Consider the following 22,141-nt stretch of genomic DNA (forward strand, 5'->3'; position numbering starts at 1 on the left):
TTGAAACGGCATCCTTTTTTAAAATTTAATAAAAATTTGAAAAAGATACAGTGGAAAGCAGGAAACAGCTTCTGATAAAACTAAACCGTAACTTCTACCAATTTGTTTCTGTACGCTGTTAGTAATTTAGATTTAGAAATAAAGCCTATATATTTCCCTTCTCTTAGTACAGGTAAATTCCAGGCACCACTGCTTTTAAATTTATTCATAACAGCGGCTACAGATTCTGATTCTTGAATAATTTCTGGAGCAGATTTCATAATGGCTTCTACAGTAATACTATTGTACATTTCTGTATCAAACATAATGGGACGTATGTCATCTAATAAAACAATACCCAAAAATTGTTTGTCATTATTTACGACAGGAAAAATATTTCTGGCAGAAGTTGCCACGGCTTTTTTTAACATTTCACCCAGTAGCATTTGAGGTTGTACGGGTTTAAAATTGGTTTCAATAAGATCATTAATTTGCATCATCATCATCACATTTTTGTCTTTATTATGTGTAATGAGTTCTCCTCTTTGAGCTAATTTATAGGTGTATATAGAGTTAGATACAAAGTATTTTGTTATAGAAAATGATATTGCTGCTACTAACATTAGGGGTACAAATAAATCATAACCGCCAGTAATTTCTGCAATTAAAAATATAGCAGTTAAGGGGGCATGTAATACACCTGCCATTAAACCTGTCATACCAATTAAAGTAAAGTTTGCTTCTGAAACATGAAAACCTAAAGTATTGATGATTTTTGCAGAAGCATTGCCTAAGGCGCTACCCATAACTAGAGTAGGAATAAAAATACCGCCAACACCACCAGCGGCAAATGTAGTACTCATGGCTATAGCTTTAAAAGCGGTAATTAATAACAGTAACACAATAACAATCCAAACATTATTATGGTCAAAAGAAAAAGGAGTGTTTCCTATTGCAGCTATATGATTGCCTTTTAAAAGGTTGTTAATTAAACCATAACCCTCACCATATAATGCCGGCATTGCATATAAAATAAAGCCAATAATAACACTGCCAATAGACAAACGTACAAATCGTTTTTCAAACTGATAGAAAAATTTTCTGATGGCAAAATACACCACAGAAAAATATACAGAAACAATACCCGTTATGATACCAAAAATAGCATAAAACCCAATATCTCTGATTTGAAATGTATCGTTCAATTCAAAACCTAACAATACATCTGCCCCTAAAAAAAGATAGGATGTTACAATAGCAGCAACAGAAGCTAACAACAAAGGTACAAGAGACACAAAAGCAATATCTAAGCTAAACACCTCTAAAGCAAAAACAATACCAGCAATAGGAGCTTTAAACATAGAAGACATAGCACCAGCTGTTGCACAACCAATTAACAACATTCTTGTTTTGGTGTTCATATGAAACAACTTTGAGGTATAAGACGCCAAGGCTGTACCAGCACTAACAGCAGGCCCTTGTAAACCCACAGAACCTCCAAAACCAACGGTTAACGGAGCTGTAATTAATGATGCATAAATGTTATATTTTGGTATGATTCCCTTACGTTTTGAAATGGCATGCAAAGTGGTAGAAATGCCATGGCCAATGTGTTTTTTTAACCATGTTTTTTTAATTATTGCAACGATGCACAACCCTATAATAGGAAAAATAAAATACATCGAATTTTGATAGCCTTTGAGCAAATCTATGGTAAGTAAAAGCTGAATGTAGTGCGTTAAGTTTTTTAGAATTACGGTGCCTAAACCAGCTAAAAAACCAACCAAAATACTCAAAATATATACAAATTGACGTTCAGAGATGTGTTTATACCTCCAAATAAGTATTTTTTTGAATATGTTTTTTGTTGTTGACATTATTGCTCTTTTGTCATTTAGACCTTTTTGAGAAATCGTGTTATTTTGTTATTGATAACGTATCTGTTCCTAAATATTTGTTGTCTTTGTTATAGTACCAAGTTCTTACTTTGGGCATTTTTATGTTGTTTATGGTTTCTAAACCAGACAATACAATATATTCTCCGCTATCTTTGGTTTTTTTAAAAAACTGATATACTTCCATAGCGTAGGTTTTAGGGTTAAAATAAAAGTACCAAATATCTTTACCAACTTCTTTGTTATACGTGGCTTTTAAAACCAAGTATTCTTTTTCTTTAAATTTTCTTTTTTCTACTTTTTGATGAATAATGGTTCCGTCATCTTTTAATTTCATAGGTAAGCCATATAAGTAGGTATAGTAATTTTTATATACGTTGGCTTTTTTACAGTCTTCTTCTATTTTCTTTTTCCATTCTTCTTCAGTCAATTCCTTCTTAAATTGTAATCCTATCGTTGAAGTGGAACATTTTTTTTTATCTAATTCATAGATATTTGAAATAGAATCTCTTGTAGCTCTAACTCTAAAATATTCGTTGGGTAGGTTGACGGTGATTTTGCTTATACGCGGAGATTGATTTGGAGTTTTCATGGTTACCAAAAAAGTTCCTGCAAAAGTTGACCAATTATTTTCTGGATCATGAAATTGGATTGTTTTTGCTAACAATTCATTACCAGTAATTTCTTGAGAAAATGAAATTATTGAAGAGAGAGGAAATAAAAGTTTGATTAGTATTTTCATTATTTTGAATTGAAAAATCTCGTAGTTACGAGATTTTTGGATTATACTTTAAGTGTACATAAATGTTGTTTATCCTGAGTGTAAACCTCTATTAAATATCCATCAAAAAAATTTCTACTCCAAACTAACTCTGTAGTTCTAATAAAATATTTACACCAATTTCTTTCTCCTAAAATTTCAGGGTTTAGTTTATTGTTTTCAATGGCTTTTAAAACTTTAGCTTCTATTATATTCATAACAATTAATTTGTGAACTCGAAAAACAGATGTTTTAAAGTTCTTTCTGAATGGTTTGATTGATAATTGATACTGAAATCTTGAAATATAAATTCAGCTTCTCTATAATCTTTTTTTAAAAGTTTATTAATACCATCTTTACAATCTTCTGTTTTACCCTCTAGAATATAACCAACTAAAATTCCATTACATTGCTCATATTTTCCACCTCTCAAAAAATTATCAATTCCAGTATCTATATACCTTCTTTTTAGAGCCGAGTCATTTGTTTTTAAATTTTTGGCTTCAACGTAATAGATATATTCAATTTTACGCCAAGATATATTTGTGAAACGTAAATCTATTCTTGAAAGCTTTGCTGCAAACCCTTTATGAGGAGTAATAGTTTTATCAAAATTGAAATTTTCAACATTTGTCGAAATTCGCCAATGTTTTCTTTTCTTATTTTCATCAACATAATTATGAAGAATGGCAGTTATATCATTTTCATCAAAATCTAATGCAATAGATTGATTGTTAATTGATGTATGATACGCTTCCGTAAATAAAGTAATACACCTATTCTCAAATTTATTTTGAACATATAGAAAAATAGAAGAAGATAAAGTTCCTGCCATTATTCTCTCATATTAAGAATTTCTGTTAACAACGTTTGACTATCTTCTATTGCTGCAGTCTCGCTCCAAAAACGTCTTTGGTTTGGTTTTATGATATACACATCATTACCATCATAATAATTTAAATTCTTTCTAAAGTATAAGTTTTGTGCTTCTTCTTTCCATAATTTTTTATCTAAATATTTTAATTTGTCATAAATATTTTCTTTTGAAAGTGTAGGTTTTTTATGTTCTGAACCAAATGAAAGTTTTATTAAATACAAAGGACAATTAGGTAGAATTTTATAGAGGGTCACTGATGCTCTTAAAGAAACATCATCTAGCCAATCATTTAATTCTTTTGTTATTCTATTAAAATAATGATTACTCTTAAGAACTGGTTTTAAAGCTTTGGAGTTTTCTTTGTTCTCAAATAAATCTAAACTATAATTTAAAGTGTCATTTATGATGATTTGGTCTTCTTTTGACAGTTCTAAAATGTCATTATAAATTATTTGGTCTATTTCATTTTCTAAATTAAAAGTATCTGTCTTTGTTCCATTTTCCTCATCTTTTTTTATAGACTTATATATATTATCAAATATTGAATTTAAGTCTTTCTTTACTCTTTCACTTAAAGTGTAGGGTAAGGTTAAAAACTCATTTTTCATTATTTGCTCTCTCTCAATACCATAAGAGGATATCGTTAAAAAAAGTAGATAAGAACTTATTTTTGAGTTAAATAATGTTGTTAATGCTTTTAGGTAATCACTTTTTTTGTCAGTAGAATAAAAACCATAAACACCGTCTCTAAATGTACAATCTTCATTTAAATACGATGCACAAATTTTATTATTAATTAATCCCTTTTTTAATAGTAAATGGGGTTCATAATATGCGTTTAAATCTCCTAGTCTTCTAAAAACTTCAATATTTTTAGGCAAAGAATAATCTAACTCATAGAATGATCTAGCTTTTTTTGTTTTTATTGAAGAATTAATCCCTTTTAAATTAGAAGTATAAGAAGTAAACCTTTCAATAAAATCAGCATCTAAATATTTATTTTCAGAAATAAATTTGCTTTTTTTAGGTTTATCTATTGTATTTGTTAATAATTGAAATCCAACACCATTTTTTATGTTATTTTTCGTTAAATCATTTTTTAAAGAGTTTTTCTTAAATAGCTTTTCTATTAATTCAAAATCAAAGTAACTTCCCCACATTGCAATTTTCCAAATTTTAGAATCTTTCTTTTCACATTCTGTTCTTGGTAAATATTTTACATCTGAAGCATCAATAACAATACCCTCTAAAATAGAATTTTTAATATATGTTTTAGGTGCATAGTAAATAATTGTTTCTTTTGAATATAAAGGAACTTCTTTTCGATAAAAAACAATACTAATTGGGCCAACAGCAGAACCAAAAAGTTGCCCACCAGAATTTTTTGGAGCTTTTCTTAAAATTGAAAAATTGTAAACTTTCTCTACATAGTTATCATTAAAAAGCCATTGTCTAAAGTTTTGGTAAGTGCCTCCTGTATTGGTTAATACCTTAGTGTTAAATATCAATGCAATCTCACCTTTTGGTGCCAAAAAAGTTGATTTGTGCAGGAATGGTAAAACCATTTCTTTTGCAAAATTGTTGTCTTCACAATATGTTTTTATTGTTTTAGAAAGCTTTTTTGTTCCAAATGGAGGATTGCCAACAATCAATTGAAAATCTTGTAATACTTCTATTTTAAAATTAGAAATAGTATCTAATCTAAAAAGATTATTCCCTTGTTTTTCGATGGTTCCATCTTCTGAATCATTTATCAAATTAGGAAACCTTACATTTCCATTCCACCAACTTGTTTTTGGGTCTAAATTATCTAATAACGCCAAGTACAAACTAAATGCTGCAACTTTTATCGATTTTTTATCAATCTCAATTCCAAAAATATTCTTCTTTAAAATATCAGTTAAAATATTAAAATCTGTAAGTTTTATATGATGTTGCTTTTCATAACGCTTTACCAATCTTTTAAAAGTTTGCACTAAAAAAATTCCTGAACCACAACTTGGATCCAATGTTTTTATATTATAGTTTAAATCTTTATTATTTATTGGTAATTTTTCATTTAAAATCAGCTCTACCAAAGATGGTGGGGTATAATAAGTCCCTGAATCCTTTTTGTCTAATTCTGATAAGAAATTCTCATAAATTTCGCTTAATAATTCAATTCTAATAATTTTAAAATCGAACAAACTCCAGTTTGGATATAATTCTATTTGACTATTATCTTCATATCCAGCTATAAAACATTTTTTTATTAATTCTAAATGGTTTGATTTTACTACGTTTTTTTCTTTCTCGTCGATTGTAAATAAACTTCCGTTAAAATCATCTGCCAATCTTTTATATAAACTATAAGTAGCTTTGGTATCATCAAGAATATCAAAATACGTTGCTGCATTTTCAGAAAATTGCTTGTAAAACTCTTTAGTTGTAGCTTCTTTATCTTCTAAATACAGTAAAAATAAAGAACGCATCACTAATTTATGAATGATATCTTTATCCTTTAAACCTTCTTCTTCTAGTTTTCTTGATACATTTTTTAAACTTGAAATAAGATATTTATCAACTCTGTTTTGTAGCTTTATTTTATCTCTTATCTCCTTTGCTTCAGAAGCAGACCATATAAAACCTGTATCAACAGAAATCCTTGAGAATAGTGTATTAAGTGTTTCTAATTTTGATGTATCAGTTTCTTTACAGGATAAAAGCTCTAACTTTTTAAAATCTGAATAAAAACTTTTGCGACTTTCATTATAAATAACTGGCTTTTCAGAACAATTGTAAATTCTAATTTCTGTTTTAGAATAAACATATAAAAACAATACTTTTTGAAAGTTCCAAGAAGTGTGGTGAATTTCTGAAATCGTCTTTAAGGTTTCTTTATCAAAATTCTCAACCTCTTTTAAAAATAAAGCAGGCTGGTTATCATTTCCATAAACTTCAACCAAGCCATATTGTTTACCATCGAAAATATCAATATCAAACTCATTGCTTTTTTTAGCAAATTGAATAATATCTAAACTTTCAACAATTGATTCTTTCATTTAAAAACACAAATAACTGATTAACAGGTTTTTAATTTAACTTCAAGTATTTATAAAAGTACAAAAAAGAATGAAACTTTATATGTTTTTATTCTTTTTTTGCTACGAACCTCAAAAATTTTAAAAATCTTTGAGGCTTATAAATTATTAATGTCTAAGATGTTTGATATTTATTTTTGAATATCTAACTTTAAACTTAACTCTTTTAATTGCTCATCATCTATAAATGCAGGAGCATCAATCATAACATCTCTACCAGAATTGTTTTTAGGAAAAGCAATAAAATCACGTATGGTTTCTTGTCCGCCTAAAATAGCCACCAATCTATCCAAGCCAAAAGCTAAACCACCATGAGGTGGTGCACCATACTCAAAAGCATCCATTAAAAAACCAAATTGCGCCTTGGCTTCTTCGTCAGAAAAACCTAAATGTTTTAACATTGTGGCTTGCGTTGCCTTATCATGAATTCTGATAGAGCCTCCTCCAATTTCATTTCCATTCAACACCAAATCATAAGCGTTAGCTTTTACTTCTCCTGGTTTAGAATCTAACAAGGCTAACTGTCCTGGTTTTGGAGATGTAAATGGGTGGTGCATTGCATGATAATGCCCAGTTTCTTCGTCTAATTCTAACAATGGAAAATCTACAACCCAAAGTGGCGCAAATTCATCAGGTTTACGCAAACCTAATTCTTCAGCTAAGTGCATGCGTAAAGCAGATAATTGTGCTCTAACTTTATTGGTTTCACCAGACAAAATACAAATTAAATCGCCTGCTTTTGCTCTAGTAATTTCAGCCCATTTTGCTAAATCTGTTTGGTCGTAAAACTTATCTACAGAGCTTTTAAAAGTACCATCTTCGTTTACGCGACAATATACCATACCTAAAGCACCTACTTGAGGGCGTTTTACCCACTTAATTAAGTTGTCAATTTGTTTTCTGGTGTATGCATTTCCACCAGGAACCGCAATACCTACAACCAATTCTGAGTTGTTAAAAACACCAAAATCTTTGTGTTGCGTTACATCGTTTAACTCGCCAAATTCCATTCCAAAACGAATATCTGGTTTGTCATTACCATACAGACGCATTGCATCATCAAACAACATTCTTGGAAATTTATCTACTTCTACACCATTAATTTCCTTTAGTAAATGACGCGTCAATCCTTCAAAAATGTTTAAAATATCTTCTTGCTCAACAAACGCCATTTCACAGTCTATTTGAGTAAATTCGGGTTGTCTGTCTGCACGTAAATCTTCATCTCTAAAACATTTTACAATCTGAAAATATTTATCCATTCCACCAACCATTAAGAGTTGTTTAAAGGTTTGCGGACTTTGAGGAAGCGCGTAGAATTGCCCTTCATTCATACGGGAAGGCACCACAAAATCTCGAGCCCCCTCTGGGGTAGATTTTATCAAATAAGGTGTTTCTACTTCAATAAATTCTTGGTCAGAAAGATACTTTCTAACTTCCATTGTTACCTTATGCCTAAAAATTAAACTGTCTTTTACTGGGTTTCTACGAATATCTAAATATCTGTATTTCATTCTGATATCCTCGCCACCATCAGTTTGATCTTCTATGGTAAAAGGCGGCAATTTTGCATCGTTTAAAATTTCTAGATTAGAAACCAAAACCTCAATTGCTCCAGTTGGCATTTTGTCATTCTTAGACTCACGTTCAATTACAGTTCCTGTAATTTGAATCACAAACTCTCTTCCTAAAGATTTTGCTTTTTCCATCATTTCTTTAGGAGTACGCTCTTCATCAAAGATCAATTGCGTAATACCGTAACGATCGCGTAAATCTACCCAAATCATAAATCCTTTATCTCTAGATTTTTGAACCCAACCTGCCAGTGTTACTTCTGTGTTTATGTGTGATGCTCTTAACTCACCACAAGAATGACTTCTATACATTTTCTATGAAAATTTGCTTCCGCAAAGCGGAAATCTTAAAACCGTTTTCCCAAATTCATTTCGGGATTTTTACCCTGCAAAATTAATCAATTTTAAAGAAAAATAGATTGTTTTTAAGATTGATTTATTCCCGTAAAATCTTTGTAAATTTGTCTTATGAGCGTAATTAATATTCAAGAAAAATTCAATTTGTTTCAAGATCAGTGGTCTCCCAAAAAAATAGGAGAGTTAAATGGTCAACAAATTTTATTAGCAAAAATTAAAGGTGAATTTGTTTTTCATAAACATGATGATGAAGATGAACTTTTCATGGTAAAAAAAGGGGTTTTAGAAATGCATCTTAGAGATAAAATCATCACCATTAATGAGGGCGAGTTTTACATTGTACCAAAAGGAGTAGAGCACAAACCTGTTGCCAAAGAAGAGGTTCACATTTTATTATTTGAGCCATTATCAACCAAACACACAGGTGATGTTGTTGCTGATATTACTGTAGAAACTTATGAAGAAATATAAAAATGGTTGTTAGTTTTTGGTTTATAGTTGTTGGTCTAGCTTAAACCAAATCAACTAAAAACCATCAATCAAAAACCAAAAACCATTATTAATGAGTAAACTATATTTAGTACCCACCCCAATAGGCAACTTAGAGGACATTACTTTTAGAGCTATTCGTATTTTAAAAGAGGTCGATTTTATTTTGGCAGAAGATACACGTACAAGCGGAAAGTTATTAAAACATTTTGAAATTTCCACACAAATGCACAGTCATCATATGCATAATGAGCATAAATCTGTAAAAGGTGTGGTACAAAGAATACAAAATGGAGAAAGTTGTGCGTTAATTTCTGATGCTGGAACTCCAGCAATTTCAGATCCAGGGTTTTTACTTACAAGAGCATGCGTAGAAAATAATATAGAAGTAGCGTGTTTACCAGGTGCAACTGCATTTGTGCCTGCTTTGGTAAATTCTGGCTTGCCCAATGATAAGTTTGTGTTTGAAGGGTTTTTACCCATTAAAAAAGGAAGACAAACTCGTTTTTTACTTTTAGCAGAGGAAACAAGAACTATGATTTTTTATGAAAGTCCACATAAATTGGTAAAAACTTTAGGGCATTTTGTTGAATATTTTGGGGAAGAAAGAAAAGTTTCTGTTTCTAGAGAACTCACAAAAATCTTTGAAGAAACTGTTAGAGGAACAGTTACTGAAGTATTGGCTTATTACACAAACAAACCACCAAAAGGAGAAATTGTTGTTGTAGTAGAGGGTAAGAAGTAGCGCTTTTTTGATAAGGGTTTAAAATTAAATTGTTCTATAACTAAAAAAAGAACTAAATAAAATTTCTATCAAATCTACTTAGTTCTTTTTAAGAATATAAATAAATACTTAATTCTTTTGTTTGGTAGTAATCACAATTACTCCGTTTGGCGAATTGTATTTTTCTAGAGCTTTTTGGCCCTTAAAAACTTCCATTTTCTCAATAGAATTTGGTGTTAATTTGTCTAGAGTTTTTTTGTCAGAAACTTTACCGTCAATAATAATCATGGGATCTTTTTTAGCGTCTAATTTTTGACTTGCATTTCCTTTAAGCTCAAGAATGTCTATTTTTTTTGAAGCTTTGGTTTTAATCAAAACAACACCATTAGGAGCATTGTATTTTTTTATAGCCTCATTTCCTTTAACTACAAAAACTGAAGCTATTTTACTTTGATCAATCAACTCTATTGGAAAATCAAATTTCTTACCATCTACATAAATATCAGGATGAACCCCATCTTTTAATTTGACATGGATGTTTTCTTTTTTTACCTCTTTTTGTTGAGCGTTTATTGATAAAATGCCTGATAAAACTATTACAATTGCAAATACTATTTTTTTCATGCTATAAAAATTTAGTTTGTATTACTTTTCTGTTTTTGTGTATACTACAAGTAAATCACTTTCTATGATAATGTGGTGTATAATTTGGGGATCTTCAGAATTCTTAAACATACTCTTTGCTTCATTAAGCAGTGCTTCTTTTCTTTGAATATCTAATGTGTCAGAACGCTTATTATTGATATATACACTAATAATTAGGACTACGGAGGCTGCAAGTGCTAAAAGCGCTAATTTAAATTCCTTTTTCTTTTTGGTCTTCTTTTCAAAGGAATCCCAAAGAGTGTTGTTTAAATTACGAGGTGTTTGTAACTTAGATTCTTTAATAAAAGCAGCTATATAATGTGTAGTTTTATCTGTATTGGTAACGTTTTCAAATAGAAAATTCTCGTCAGCTATTGTAGAAGTGCCAGATTTATATTTTTTGATTATTTTTTTAATACTTTCCTCGCTCATAATTGTATTTTTTTTCTAGTTCGGTACCAATAAATTTTCTAGCTCTAGAAACTAAAACTCTTGTATGGTCTATTTTTATTCTTAATGCCGATGCGATTTCTGAAAATTCATACCCATCAATATCTCGCATAACAAACACTTCTTTTTGTTGTTTTGGGAGCTTCTTTAAAATTTGAATGATAATTGTATGAAGTTCTCCCCAATGTAAATCAGAATTTTCTATTGAAGGTGATTCTAAAACAGTAAGATGAATAGAAGAATCATTTACAATAGGATTTTTTTTCCTCAATACATCAATACAATAATTTCTAGCAGTTAAAAATACTAAACCTTTTATATTTGGATGTTTTGCAACCTGCTTTCTTCTTTGCCATAGTTTAAACATTATTTCTTGAATGGCATCTTCTGCATCTATGGTTCCTAGCATTCTTGCAACCATAGGATAAATTCTTTCAGATAATGAAAAAACGTTAAGTTTAAAATTCTCTTTGTTCATTCTACTACTATAACGTTAAAACTCACATAGTCATAACAAATTGGGTTACTTTTTTTAAAATAAAATACTATTCAACTACTTTTAAGTTAAATTTGTAAATCATAAACAGATAAAAATGACAATCCAAGAATTCAAAACCAAACTAAAAGAAAATCCAACAGAAATTACATTTGCAGAAACTATGCAAGTAATTGAATACAATTACAATTTTATACCCACTGCATTTACAAATGGAGAAGTACAAAATAAAGCAGGAGAAAACTCAGGTTCGTGCAAGTTATTTGCCTTTGCCAAAGATCAAAATTTAACAAAACAAGAAGCTTTACTTTGTTTTGGAGAACATTATATAGCTGTTTTAGAAGACAAAAAAGGGACATCACATCAAAATATTAGAAATTTTATGAAAACAGGATTTGATGGTTTACTTGTTGACGATAAAGCCTTAGTTCTAAAATAAAAAGATTTCAATAGATAATTCTTTAAAATAGAATTTGCACACTACTTTGTCTTTGTTAAAAGGAATATTATATTTTGTTATTTCTATTATATTTTTAGAAGATGAATAAAAATTATGTTTAGAAGTTAATACCAAATCTGTATTTTTAAAAATGCAAAACCTATTATCTCAAATAAAAAATTGCACGATCTGTGAATCGTATTTAGACTTAGGGGCCAACCCTGTAGTTACAGGTCATCAAAACTCTAAAATTGCAATAATTGGTCAAGCGCCAGGAGCCAAAGTACATAAATCTGGTATTCCTTGGGATGATGCTAGTGGTAAACAACTACGTAAGTGGCTCAATGTTTCTGATGAAGATTTTTATAATGTAGAAAAATTTGCCATTGTACCTATGGGTTTTTGTTATCCGGGAAAAGGAAAAAGTGGTGATAAACCTCCAAGAAAAGAATGCGCTCCAAAATGGCATCAACAATTATTTGAGCTGATGCCAAATTTAAAGTTAGTTATTTTAATAGGGATGTATGCTCAGAATTACTATCTAAAAGACAAGGCTAAAAGAACACTTACTGAAACTGTAGATAATTATCCAGAATATTTGCCTACCTATTTTACGCTTCCCCATCCATCACCTAGAAATCGTTTTTGGTTGACTAAAAATCCTTGGTTTGAGGTTAACGTTATTCCAGAATTGCAGCAAAGAGTTGCTCATATTTTAATAAATTAATATTTAGAACCGTCGTGTTTGCCTACTTCAAAACCGTGTTTTCCTAAATATTGATTTCCAGAATCAATGGCATCTTCTTCCATAGTAGTTCCCATAGAGTCGTTCCATCTATTTAAATATCCAAAAAGTGATATTACTCCTAGCATTTCAACAATTTCTCCTTCATTCCAATGTTTATATAACTCTTTTTTAATTTCTGCATTAACTGCATTTGGTATCATAGAAGCAGCTAAAGAAAAATCTAATGCAGCCCTTTCTGCATCAGAAAAAGCCGGGTGGGTTTTGTATTCCCAAATATTATCTAATTGTTCTTGTTCTGCTCCATAACGTTCGGCAGCCCTAATAGCATGTGCTTGACAGTATCTACATCCTGTAGCGTTACTAGATACCCAAGCAATCATTCTTTTTAAGGCAGAGGTTACATGTCCTTCATTAGCCATAACTGCTTTATTTAAGTTTATAAAAGCTTTAGAAATAGCAGGTCTGCGTTGCATAGTTAAAACAGAATTAGGGCAAAACCCTAAAGTTTCATTAAAAAATTCAGCAAGTTTTTTAGTTTCTAAATCGTGTTCGGCAGCTAAAGGTGTTACTAGTGGCATATTTTTATATCTTTAAGTTTAATATTGTGCTTACTTTTGTAAAAAAAGACAATTTAAGATTTCGAAGTTTAAAAAAATATAAAATATGGTTAAAAATTTAGTAACAACAGTTTGGAAAGAAAATATGCAGTTTGAATCTGATAATCCTAGCGGATTGAATCTTTTTATAGACGCAGGTGAAGAAAACGGAGGAAAAGGAGAAGGGTATAGGCCTAAAGCGTTAATGTTATCTTCTTTAGCAGGATGTTCTGGTTTAGATGTAGTTTCTTTATTAAAAAAAATGCATGCAGAAGTAGCAGAGTTTAAAATTGAAGTAACAGCAGAATTAACAGACGAACATCCAAAATTTTACAATAAAGTAAAAGTAGATTATCATTTTACAGACGCAGAACTGCAGCCAAAGAAAATTCAAAAGGCTGTAAACTTATCTGTAACCAAATATTGCGGTGTGATGGAAATGTTTCGTCAGTTTGCAGATGTTCAAACAGAAATTCACTTACATGAGCTATAATCAAATTAAAAAATTGTGATGAGATGGACGCTAAAACTACAACCTGAAAAAGAAAAAGTAACCCAATTAGCAAGAGATTTACAGGTAGACAACACCATAGCTTCTATTTTGTGTCAGCGAGAGATAGATACATATAAAAAAGCAAAAAAATTCTTTCGTCCAAGTTTAAAAGATATTCATGATCCTTTTTTGATGAAAGACATGGATGTTGCAGTACAACGTGTTGAAAAAGCAATTGAAAATGGAGAAAATATTTTAGTATATGGCGATTATGACGTAGATGGTACAACTGCTGTATCTTTAGTATCTTCTTATTTAAAAACCATTAGCCCTAACATTGCAACATATATACCTGACAGATATGCGGAGGGATATGGTGTTTCTTATGCAGGAATTGATTTTGCCCAAGACAATAATTTCTCTTTAATTATTGCCTTAGATTGTGGTATCAAAGCGATTGAAAAAGTTACTTATGCAAATGAGAAAAATATCGATTTTATCATTTGCGACCATCACAAACCCGGAGATAAAATACCAGACGCTGTAGCTGTCTTAAACCCGAAAAGAGTAGATTGTTCTTATCCTTTTGATGAATTGTGTGGTTGTGGAGTAGGATTTAAATTGATTCAGGCTTTAGGCTCAAAACGAAATCAAACTATTAAAGATTTTTTACCGTATTTAGATTTGGTAGCTACTGCTATTGCTGCAGATATTGTACCTATGAACGGAGAAAATAGAACTTTTGCTTATTATGGTTTACAGGTGATTAATAAAGATCCTAGAAACGGAATTAAAGCCATTATTCATCAAATTAAAAAAAAGGAACTCACCATTACTGATGTGGTTTTTATCATTGCTCCAAGAATAAATGCAGCTGGTAGAATGAAGCACGGAAACTATGCCGTTGAACTTTTAACAGAAATGGATTTTGATGCTGCCGTTGAATTTGCTGCTGCTATTGAAATTTTTAACGCAGATAGAAAAGATTTAGACAAACAAATAACAAACGAAGCTTTAATTCAGATTATTGATAATAAAGAGCAAGACAAATATACAACGGTGGTTTATCATGAGAATTGGCACAAAGGAGTTATTGGTATTGTTGCCTCTAGATTGATAGAAACGTATTACAGACCTACTTTGGTTTTTACCAAAAGTGGAAATAAATTAGCAGCTTCTGCACGTTCTGTAAAAGGGTTTGATGTATATAACGCTTTGTTAGCATGTGAGGAATTTATAGAACAATTTGGAGGACATAAATATGCAGCAGGCTTAACCTTATTGCCAGAGAATTTTGAAAATTTTAAAAATAAATTTGAAGAAATAGTATCAAAAACCATTGATAAAGAACTCTTAACCCCAGAAATTGCTATTGATATAGAGATAGAACTTTCTGAAATTACACCAAAGTTTTTTAGAATTATCAAACAAATGGCTCCTTTTGGTCCACAAAATATGAAACCTGTTTTTAAAAGTGTATGCGTAAGAGATAATGGTTATGGCAAACAAGTAGGAGCAGACAAAACACATGTAAAACTTAACGTTTTTCAGGGCGATAATAAACAAACCTTTGGGGCTATTGGTTTTAATTTAGGTGATAAAATAGAAATTGTTCAAAACGATTTTGATATTGTCTATTCTTTGGAAGAAAACGATTGGAATGGTTATAAATCGATACAACTAGTATTGAAGGATTTGAAGTAACCTAAATATGCTGATCTAATAAAATAGTATTTCCATCTGGGTCAAAAAAGACAACGCGTCCTGGTCCAGAAGTAGTTTCGTCTACCTCTTTTTGTAATTGGATATGATTTGCTTTTAAGTGTTTTTGAATGTCTCTTACATCGTCAAATTCATCCAACTTGTTGGCATTTTCATCCCAACCTGGATTAAAAGTTAAAATATTACCTTCAAACATCCCCTGAAACAAACCGATTAAAGCATTGCCATTTTTCATGATTAAATACCCTTTATCTTGTTGTCCTGCAAAAACAGTAAAACCTAATTTTTCATAAAACGATTTAGAAACAAGTAAATCTTTTACAGACAAACTCACAGAGAAAGCACCTAACTTCATAATTTATAGTTTTTAGATTGATGTTTTAAAGTTATATAAAAAATTAAAAGATTTAACAATTAAAACTTAAAAAAAGAAAATCTCGACATTCCTATCGAGATTTTCATTTCAAACAATTATTAAAAGTATCAACAAACTATTTTTCAAGATATGTTTCGTCTGTAAGCGTTTTCATAAAAGCAACGATTGCATTACTTTCTTTCTTGGTAAGATGTAAAGAATCTGCTGGTAATGTTTGGTAAGGCACGTCTAATCTCATACCTGCTCCTCCTCCAAAATTGTAAAAACTTACTACCTCCTCTAAAGTAGTAAATGCCCCATTATGCATGTAAGGTGCTGTTAACTCGATGTTTCTTACAGTAGCTGTTTTAAAAAAACCTCTCCTTTCTTCAACTTTAAATGGATAAAACAAACCTGGATCTTCATCTAAAATAGGATGATTAAAATCTGCTGTTTTTGTAATTCCTAAATTTTCAAATTCTGTTTCATTAAATTTTGGAGGTACAGTTCCACTAAATGTTGGTGGAAAATGACAAGTTGCGCAGGCAGCTTTTCCCATAAATAAATTAAAACCGTTTTTCTCTTCTATAGTTAACGTATTTTCTAACCCTTGCATATTTTTATCAAACTTGCTGTTAAATGGTGCCAAACTTCTAATGTAATTCGCAATAGCATTTCTAATGGTAAAATCTGTTAATTTTCCTCCGTAAATTTTGTCAAATTTCCCTTTGTAAGCAATATTGTTTTTTACTTTTTTTTCCATCTCACCTAAATCGATATGAAACTCATTTTTGTTGTTGGTTACATTTACGATTTGAGCTTCTAAGTCACTTGATCGTCCATCATAGAAAAAAGTCTTTTGGTACAAAGCATATGTTAGTGTCTGTGTATTTCTTTCTAGTTTTTTTCCATTAGAGCCAATAGCCTTGGCAAATCCATCTGTAAAGGCTTTTTCTTTAATATGGCAAGTTGCACAACTAACTGTTCCTGTTTTTGAAAGTAATTTATCATTGAATAATTCTTTTCCTAAAGCAATATTTTCTGCTGTAATTTCTGGAGCGTGAGGTGGTGCAAACATTTTTTTATTAAAAAAATCGGTAGCAAAAAAATTATTTGCCTTTGGGTTTAAAGCTCTAGAATTATTTAGAGCTATATTCCAGTCTAAAGCGGTTTTATTTACTAATTCTAATTGTTTGTTGGTATGCTTTTTAATGAATTGATACCTATCAAACGTATCAAAATATCCTGCTTTTAAATATGCTATTATGTTTTTAAATTCTTCTTTCCACTTGCTATATAAAGATGCATCTGTAAAGGCTTCTTCGTAAATTTCAATTATTCTTTCAAGCGTTTCATAATTATAGATAGCCTCATTTAGGGAATTGGCTAACATTGGAGAATCAAACCCTGTGATACCTTTAGTAGCGACATTAACTATAGCATCTCTCATCATTTTTAAATGATGACGATCTTTTTGTCTGATTAAAATATGATTTTTTCTAATGTATGGAATTCGGGCTTGCAAATAACTGTATACTCGATGTAATTCTTTTGCATCAATTGTATCTTCTCCAAATAGGTATTCTTCTAAAACTTGATAGCTTTTTGGTTTTATTTTTTTTATCTCTGTATAATCTTCCATCTCTACCTTTAGTAAATTCGGAGCATTTAGAGATAAGTAATTTTCATAATCATAAGCAATTAACAATGGCTCTGCTTTTTTGTACCATTTTCTACTTTCTAAAAAGTAGTTTTGATTAATTTTTAAAGTATTTAAGGTATCTAGCTTTTTAATAAAAAAGGCAGCACTATCTAACACTTGAAAATAGTAAGTTTTTATATCATCTGTAAATTCAGATGTTTCTGTTTGTGTAACTTTTTTGGTATAGGTTTCCTTTGATTTTTTACAAGAAAAACATATAATAATGGCGAAAATTAAAACGGGAAATATTTTACAGAACTTCATTTGTATCATTAAATTTAACTAGGAAAAGGTTCCTTAAAAGGAACCTTTTCTTTGTAAGTTATTTTGAAAAACTATCTTGGTAAACCAGTAATTTTAAATAAGAAAGAACCTTCTTTTCTTGCAGATGATTCATTAATTGCTGTAGGATCAAAAAACTCTTTTCCATCAGCTCTCTTTGTATTGTTAGGATTATCACTAGGTCTCCAACCATGTACTTGCGCACCTCCCATAAAAGTAGGCTCAGTAGCACCGATTACATCTGTAACATCGATTAAACCTGTAATTTCCCACATACTTGTAGTATTTCCAATATCTAAACCTGCGGCAACAGTTTGGTTACACTCCATAACCTCTTTCATGGTCTTAGTGTTAATATCATATTGCCACAATTTTGCATATCCTTGAATATCTGTATTTAAAGCAGCATATCCATTTGGATCTTCTTGAATATATGCATAGTTTTCTGTAACTAAAATGTTATCTGGAGAGTGCATTCCATCACCAATTCCACCTTCTTTATCACCATCTATAACACAAACTAGTTTAGATTTCATATAGTTTTCTGAATTTTCATCTAACATATCTGAAGGTAATACCACTTTGTACACTCTACCGAAAGTAGTTCCTCTTTTTGCTAAATCTGGATTTTCAGATCTATATCTTCCTGTTGCATTGAAAAATACATTTCTATTTGCTTCAGCAGATCCTTTTTGCCAATCGATATCTTCAATTCTTTGAAAGCCAATAGCTAAAGAATCAATAGCTTCTTGATTTAATTCGTTAATAGTTCGTTCTTCAACTTTAACCCATTCAACTTCGTATTCAGTTCCTTCGGCCATACCCATTTCAAAAAGTAAACCTCCTTGTCCTGGTTCAGACTCAACAGCATTTTTACCTCTTAATACGTATAAGTCTCCAGAGTTTAAATCTCCTCTACCACCTACATACATAGCAAAATGTGCTTCTGGATAACTATTATCACTATCATCATCACCCATAAAAACTACAGTTTTACTAGGAAAAGCGTCTTTACCAATAACTACTGCATTTTCTGTAGACCACTCTCCTAAAGCAGGTAATCTATCCGCTTCTACTCTATCATCAGTAGAACGAAATGGATTTACTTTATAAACTCCTTTTGCATTACCACCCCATTCTCCACCAGAAAGGTATAAAGGACCAAAACCATGCTCTTCTACAGTTATAGAAGAACCAGAACACATTGCAGTAAAAGCAGTAGCTGTTGCATTTACAATATAATCTCCTTCTAAAGGTTGTAAATCTGCATTCATACGAATTCTTGCAATAGAGTAATCTGACTCTAAATTGTTAATAAAAGCATAAGTACCGTCTCCATAAGGATATAAAGCAGCACCATCCATAAAAGCACCATAAACGAAAGTAGAATCGGTTGGTAAAATGTCTTGAGAAGTCATAATCATTTTTAAATTTGCTGATGATGCAAAAGATCCTTTAAGCGCAAATACATTATCTGGAACAACTGACTTTGTTAGTGGCTTCATTTCTGCGACAGTCAAATCTTGACCATCCTCTCCATTAACACCGTCTTTTCCATTTGTTCCGTCTACGCCATCAACTCCATTGATACCGTCAATACCATCTTCCGCACAACCTATAAACGCCAATTGGCTTGTTAAGATTGAAAGAGATAAAAAAGTAATTTTGAATAAATTTTTCATTTTTAATTATTTGAAAGGTTTTTAATTAGTGCTTCAAAAGTATCTTTGAAAAAACGAGATCCTGTTAAATAATTAAAATGATAAGGTTACAATTTTGTTGATTAAATGTTAGCTATTTTACATGAACTTTAATGTTTATAATGAGTCTAAATAGCTTGAAAACACGGTTTTTAATACTTAAAAAACTGTTTTACAGTTAGTTGTTTAATTATTATTGGAAAGGTGTGATGATGAGGTAGTAGAGAGTACTTTACAATTAGTTAAGATGCCAACATTAGTTTTCTATAGACAAAAGTGCCATTCTTAACTCCATAAAAGAGAAAGAATCATCTACTTTTTCTTTAAGTTCAGTAAGGCTTTTAAACTCTACAGCTTCTATTTCTGTAATGAGTTTTTTATACTTTTTAAGAGGAATTAACTCTAAAATATCAACATCTCCAGAGGGGATAAATGTCATTAAATGACTTTGAATAGTATTAATAGTTAAACTACGTTGTTTTGCAATTTCTTTTTGAGATAAACCCGATTTAAATAGCTCTAAAGTAATTTGCTTTGTAGATTTTTTATCCTCCTTTTTTTGCTCGTTAAATTTATTAATACCGTTTTCTTTACAGTAATTTTCTATAACTTCTAAAATCTCTTCTCCGTATTTTTTAAAACGGATTTTTCCCATCCCTTTTACCTTAAGTAATTCTTTTTCAGATCTCGGTAAAGCATCGCAAATTGCATATAACGTTTCTTGAGTAAAAATTTGAAATGCAGGAATATTTTCTGCTATTCTAATTTCATCACGTAATTCACGTAGTTTTAAAGCCAATAATGGGTCTTTTCTAGTTGATAATTTCTGCTTCTTTTTGGGTGCTGTCTTTTGAAGTACAGCATCTGCTCTTACTTGTAAGTATTTTTCTACTTTAAAACCATCAGTCATTTTATTTAAAGCAAAAACTTTTTCTGATAACTTTTCTTGAAGGTTGTCCAACTGATTGGTAAAATCTTTTTTAACCCCCTTATTGTCTGATGAAAATTCAATTTTAGATAAAGGTTGTACAATTTTATGAATTGTTTCTGATAAAAAGTACGCTACACCTTTTGTAAATCGTTCTTGTATTTGCGAACTATTTTCTGGTAAAACATAGTGTTGAACTATTTTTTCTAGCTGGTTTTTAAATCCGTTAGCTACTTTCATTAATGCAACCACACCATCATCTTTTATCGTTTGCAAATGGTTGATGACATCACCCTTAATAGATGTTTGATTTTTATAAAAAATATCAATCAATCGTGTGGTAGGGTATAAGAATGGTTGGTAATCAAATAATTCTCGAATTAAATTGAGCTGAAAGTTTTTTTCTGAAACCTGCAACTCTTTTTCATTTGGATGATTTTCTTCTACACTTTCATTAAATACACTTACAGTACTATCATTAATAATGGCATTGCTAGAAATTGGTGTTTTTAAGACTAAGCCTTTTAAAGATGTACATCTACTTAAAGCTACGTAGGTTTGCCCGTGTGCAAAAGAAGCCTCTGCGTCTATAATTGCTTTTTCAAAGGTTAATCCCTGGCTTTTATGTATAGTAATTGCCCAAGCCAAACGTAGTGGAATTTGTAAAAAAGAACCAATAACGTCTTCTTTTATTTCTTTGGTTTCATCGTTTATAGTGTAATTTACATTGTCCCATTGTTCTCTTTCTGTAACAATTTCATCTACTTCATTACCACATTGTACGGTTACATTTTCTGAAGTAATGTCTGTTATAATTCCAATTTTACCATTAAAATATCTTTTTTCTGGTGATGAATCATTTTTGATAAACATTACCTGAGCACCTATTTTAAGTTCTAATTTTTCGTCATTCGGAAATGAGTTTTCATTAAACTTTCCAGAAACTTCTGCGTTAAAAAAATAACTACTATTTTTAAGTTTGTTTAGTTCAGATTCATTTATGGTATTAGCTCTTCTATTGTGTGTTGTTAATGTAATATACCCTTCTTCTTTAGTAGGTGAGAAATCTGGGTTATAGCGTTTATTTAAAATTTTTGTAGATTTTTCTGATAGATTGTCGTTTCTAATTTCATTTAAAATCGTAATAAAATCTTCATTTTTTTGACGGTAAATATGTTTGAGTTCTATGGAAACGACATCAGCTTCTTGAAAAGATTTGCTACTAAAAAAATACATGGTTTCATAATGATTGCGCAGTAAACTCCATTCACTTGGTTTTACAACAGGAGCCAATTGTTGTAAATCTCCAATCATTAGTACTTGTGCACCACCAAAAACTTTGTTTCTGTTTTTATAACGTCGCATTACCTGATCTATACCGTCTAATAAATCTGCACGTACCATAGAAATTTCATCAATAATTACCAAATCTAAAGATTTGATAATGTCTATTTTGGTTTTAGAAAATTTACGTTGTTGGTTGGTATTTTCAATTTGATTGGGCAAAATAGGCCCAAAAGGCATTTGAAAAAACGAATGGATGGTGACACCCTTTGCGTTAATGGCAGCTACACCTGTAGGTGCTACAATAACCATTCTTTTTAAAGATTCGTTTTTAAGCTGATGTAAAAAAGTAGTTTTACCAGTACCTGCTTTACCAGTAACAAACAGATTTCTATCTGTTTTATTGATAAAGTTTAAAGCAAGTTCTAGTTCAGGATTTTTAGGCATTACAGCTTTTTGATGCAAGGTAAATAATTAAAAATTATTTACTAAAAAAAAGTAATTGTTTTAAAGATTTGTTGACCTATTCTAGTTATGATTGATTGCGTATCAAAGTGTTAGGGTTA

20 protein-coding genes are annotated in these 22,141 nt (G+C 30.5%); 6 read left to right on the top strand and 14 right to left on the bottom strand.

Annotated elements, in window-relative coordinates:
• Window positions 1-80 precede the first annotated feature (80 nt).
• The 6 genes from DUT90_RS12300 to aspS all read right to left on the bottom strand — a co-directional run bounded on the left by DUT90_RS12300 (window position 81) and on the right by aspS (window position 8,477).
• On the bottom strand, window positions 81-1,856 hold the full coding sequence (locus DUT90_RS12300) for a chloride channel protein (RefSeq protein WP_114427477.1): 1,776 nt from the start codon (window positions 1,854-1,856) through the stop codon (window positions 81-83).
• A 40-nt stretch (window positions 1,857-1,896) separates the two neighbouring features.
• Window positions 1,897-2,616: a DUF6503 family protein gene (locus DUT90_RS12305; protein ID WP_114427478.1), complete on the bottom strand. Its 720-nt coding sequence runs from the start codon at window positions 2,614-2,616 to the stop codon at window positions 1,897-1,899.
• 41 nt (window positions 2,617-2,657) lie between these two features.
• Complete coding sequence (locus DUT90_RS12310) at window positions 2,658-2,852, bottom strand: hypothetical protein (protein ID WP_114427479.1); 195 nt, start codon at window positions 2,850-2,852, stop codon at window positions 2,658-2,660.
• Between the two features lie 5 nt (window positions 2,853-2,857).
• Window positions 2,858-3,469, bottom strand: coding sequence for a hypothetical protein (locus DUT90_RS12315; protein WP_114427480.1), 612 nt, complete (start codon window positions 3,467-3,469; stop codon window positions 2,858-2,860).
• Window positions 3,469-6,552 (bottom strand): N-6 DNA methylase, encoded by a 3,084-nt coding sequence (locus DUT90_RS12320; protein ID WP_114427481.1) that lies wholly within the window; start codon window positions 6,550-6,552, stop codon window positions 3,469-3,471. The genes DUT90_RS12315 and DUT90_RS12320 overlap by 1 nt, the downstream gene beginning before the upstream one ends.
• A 170-nt stretch (window positions 6,553-6,722) precedes the next feature.
• Window positions 6,723-8,477, bottom strand: coding sequence for an aspartate--tRNA ligase (gene aspS / locus DUT90_RS12325; protein ID WP_114427482.1), 1,755 nt, complete (start codon window positions 8,475-8,477; stop codon window positions 6,723-6,725).
• A gap of 156 nt (window positions 8,478-8,633) precedes the next feature.
• On the opposite strand from aspS, the gene DUT90_RS12330 reads away from it, so the two are divergent.
• Both DUT90_RS12330 and rsmI read left to right on the top strand, forming a co-directional pair.
• Complete coding sequence (locus DUT90_RS12330; RefSeq protein WP_114427483.1) at window positions 8,634-8,993, top strand: cupin domain-containing protein; 360 nt, start codon at window positions 8,634-8,636, stop codon at window positions 8,991-8,993.
• 91 nt (window positions 8,994-9,084) lie between these two features.
• Complete coding sequence (gene rsmI, locus DUT90_RS12335; protein WP_114427484.1) at window positions 9,085-9,756, top strand: 16S rRNA (cytidine(1402)-2'-O)-methyltransferase; 672 nt, start codon at window positions 9,085-9,087, stop codon at window positions 9,754-9,756.
• Between the two features lie 108 nt (window positions 9,757-9,864).
• Here the strand turns inward: rsmI and DUT90_RS12340 are convergent, their stop codons facing one another.
• From DUT90_RS12340 to DUT90_RS12350, 3 genes are read right to left on the bottom strand one after another with little or no spacing between them, the layout of a single operon-like run.
• Window positions 9,865-10,359, bottom strand: coding sequence for a hypothetical protein (locus tag DUT90_RS12340; protein ID WP_114427485.1), 495 nt, complete (start codon window positions 10,357-10,359; stop codon window positions 9,865-9,867).
• Between the two features lie 21 nt (window positions 10,360-10,380).
• Window positions 10,381-10,812, bottom strand: coding sequence for a hypothetical protein (locus DUT90_RS12345; RefSeq protein ID WP_114427486.1), 432 nt, complete (start codon window positions 10,810-10,812; stop codon window positions 10,381-10,383).
• The gene (locus tag DUT90_RS12350) at window positions 10,793-11,308 is read right to left on the bottom strand and encodes an RNA polymerase sigma factor (protein ID WP_114427487.1); all 516 of its coding nucleotides are present in this window, start codon (window positions 11,306-11,308) and stop codon (window positions 10,793-10,795) included. Before DUT90_RS12350 ends, DUT90_RS12345 begins: the two co-directional genes overlap by 20 nt.
• Before the next feature lie 115 nt (window positions 11,309-11,423).
• Between DUT90_RS12350 and DUT90_RS12355 the strand changes: the two genes are divergently transcribed.
• Both DUT90_RS12355 and DUT90_RS12360 read left to right on the top strand, forming a co-directional pair.
• On the top strand, window positions 11,424-11,765 hold the full coding sequence (locus tag DUT90_RS12355) for a HopJ type III effector protein (protein ID WP_114427488.1): 342 nt from the start codon (window positions 11,424-11,426) through the stop codon (window positions 11,763-11,765).
• Between the two features lie 151 nt (window positions 11,766-11,916).
• The gene (locus DUT90_RS12360; protein WP_114427489.1) at window positions 11,917-12,492 is read left to right on the top strand and encodes a uracil-DNA glycosylase family protein; all 576 of its coding nucleotides are present in this window, start codon (window positions 11,917-11,919) and stop codon (window positions 12,490-12,492) included.
• On the opposite strand, the gene DUT90_RS12365 is transcribed toward DUT90_RS12360, so the two are convergent.
• Window positions 12,489-13,091, bottom strand: coding sequence for a carboxymuconolactone decarboxylase family protein (locus DUT90_RS12365; protein WP_114427490.1), 603 nt, complete (start codon window positions 13,089-13,091; stop codon window positions 12,489-12,491). The genes DUT90_RS12360 and DUT90_RS12365 overlap by 4 nt on opposite strands.
• Before the next feature lie 85 nt (window positions 13,092-13,176).
• Between DUT90_RS12365 and DUT90_RS12370 the strand changes: the two genes are divergently transcribed.
• Entirely contained in the window at window positions 13,177-13,602 is a 426-nt protein-coding gene (locus tag DUT90_RS12370) for an OsmC family protein (RefSeq protein WP_114427491.1), read from the top strand.
• 18 nt (window positions 13,603-13,620) lie between these two features.
• Complete coding sequence (recJ, locus tag DUT90_RS12375) at window positions 13,621-15,306, top strand: single-stranded-DNA-specific exonuclease RecJ (protein ID WP_114427492.1); 1,686 nt, start codon at window positions 13,621-13,623, stop codon at window positions 15,304-15,306.
• A gap of 1 nt (window position 15,307) precedes the next feature.
• Here the strand turns inward: recJ and DUT90_RS12380 are convergent, their stop codons facing one another.
• The 4 genes from DUT90_RS12380 to DUT90_RS12395 form a co-directional block, all read right to left on the bottom strand.
• Entirely contained in the window at window positions 15,308-15,679 is a 372-nt protein-coding gene (locus tag DUT90_RS12380) for a VOC family protein (RefSeq protein ID WP_114427493.1), read from the bottom strand.
• 136 nt (window positions 15,680-15,815) lie between these two features.
• Window positions 15,816-17,645 carry a cytochrome-c peroxidase gene (locus DUT90_RS12385; protein ID WP_181858200.1) on the bottom strand — a complete coding sequence of 610 codons (1,830 nt, stop codon included), beginning with the start codon at window positions 17,643-17,645 and terminating at the stop codon, window positions 15,816-15,818.
• A gap of 71 nt (window positions 17,646-17,716) precedes the next feature.
• Window positions 17,717-19,345 carry a phosphatase gene (locus tag DUT90_RS12390; RefSeq protein WP_114427495.1) on the bottom strand — a complete coding sequence of 543 codons (1,629 nt, stop codon included), beginning with the start codon at window positions 19,343-19,345 and terminating at the stop codon, window positions 17,717-17,719.
• A 274-nt stretch (window positions 19,346-19,619) separates the two neighbouring features.
• A complete protein-coding gene (locus DUT90_RS12395; protein WP_114427679.1) occupies window positions 19,620-22,022 on the bottom strand; it encodes a helix-turn-helix domain-containing protein in 2,403 nt (800 codons plus the stop codon).
• Window positions 22,023-22,141: the final 119 nt, after the last annotated feature.

Origin of the sequence: Polaribacter sp. WD7, assembly GCF_003335085.1 — a bacterium.
GTDB lineage: Bacteria > Bacteroidota > Bacteroidia > Flavobacteriales > Flavobacteriaceae > Polaribacter.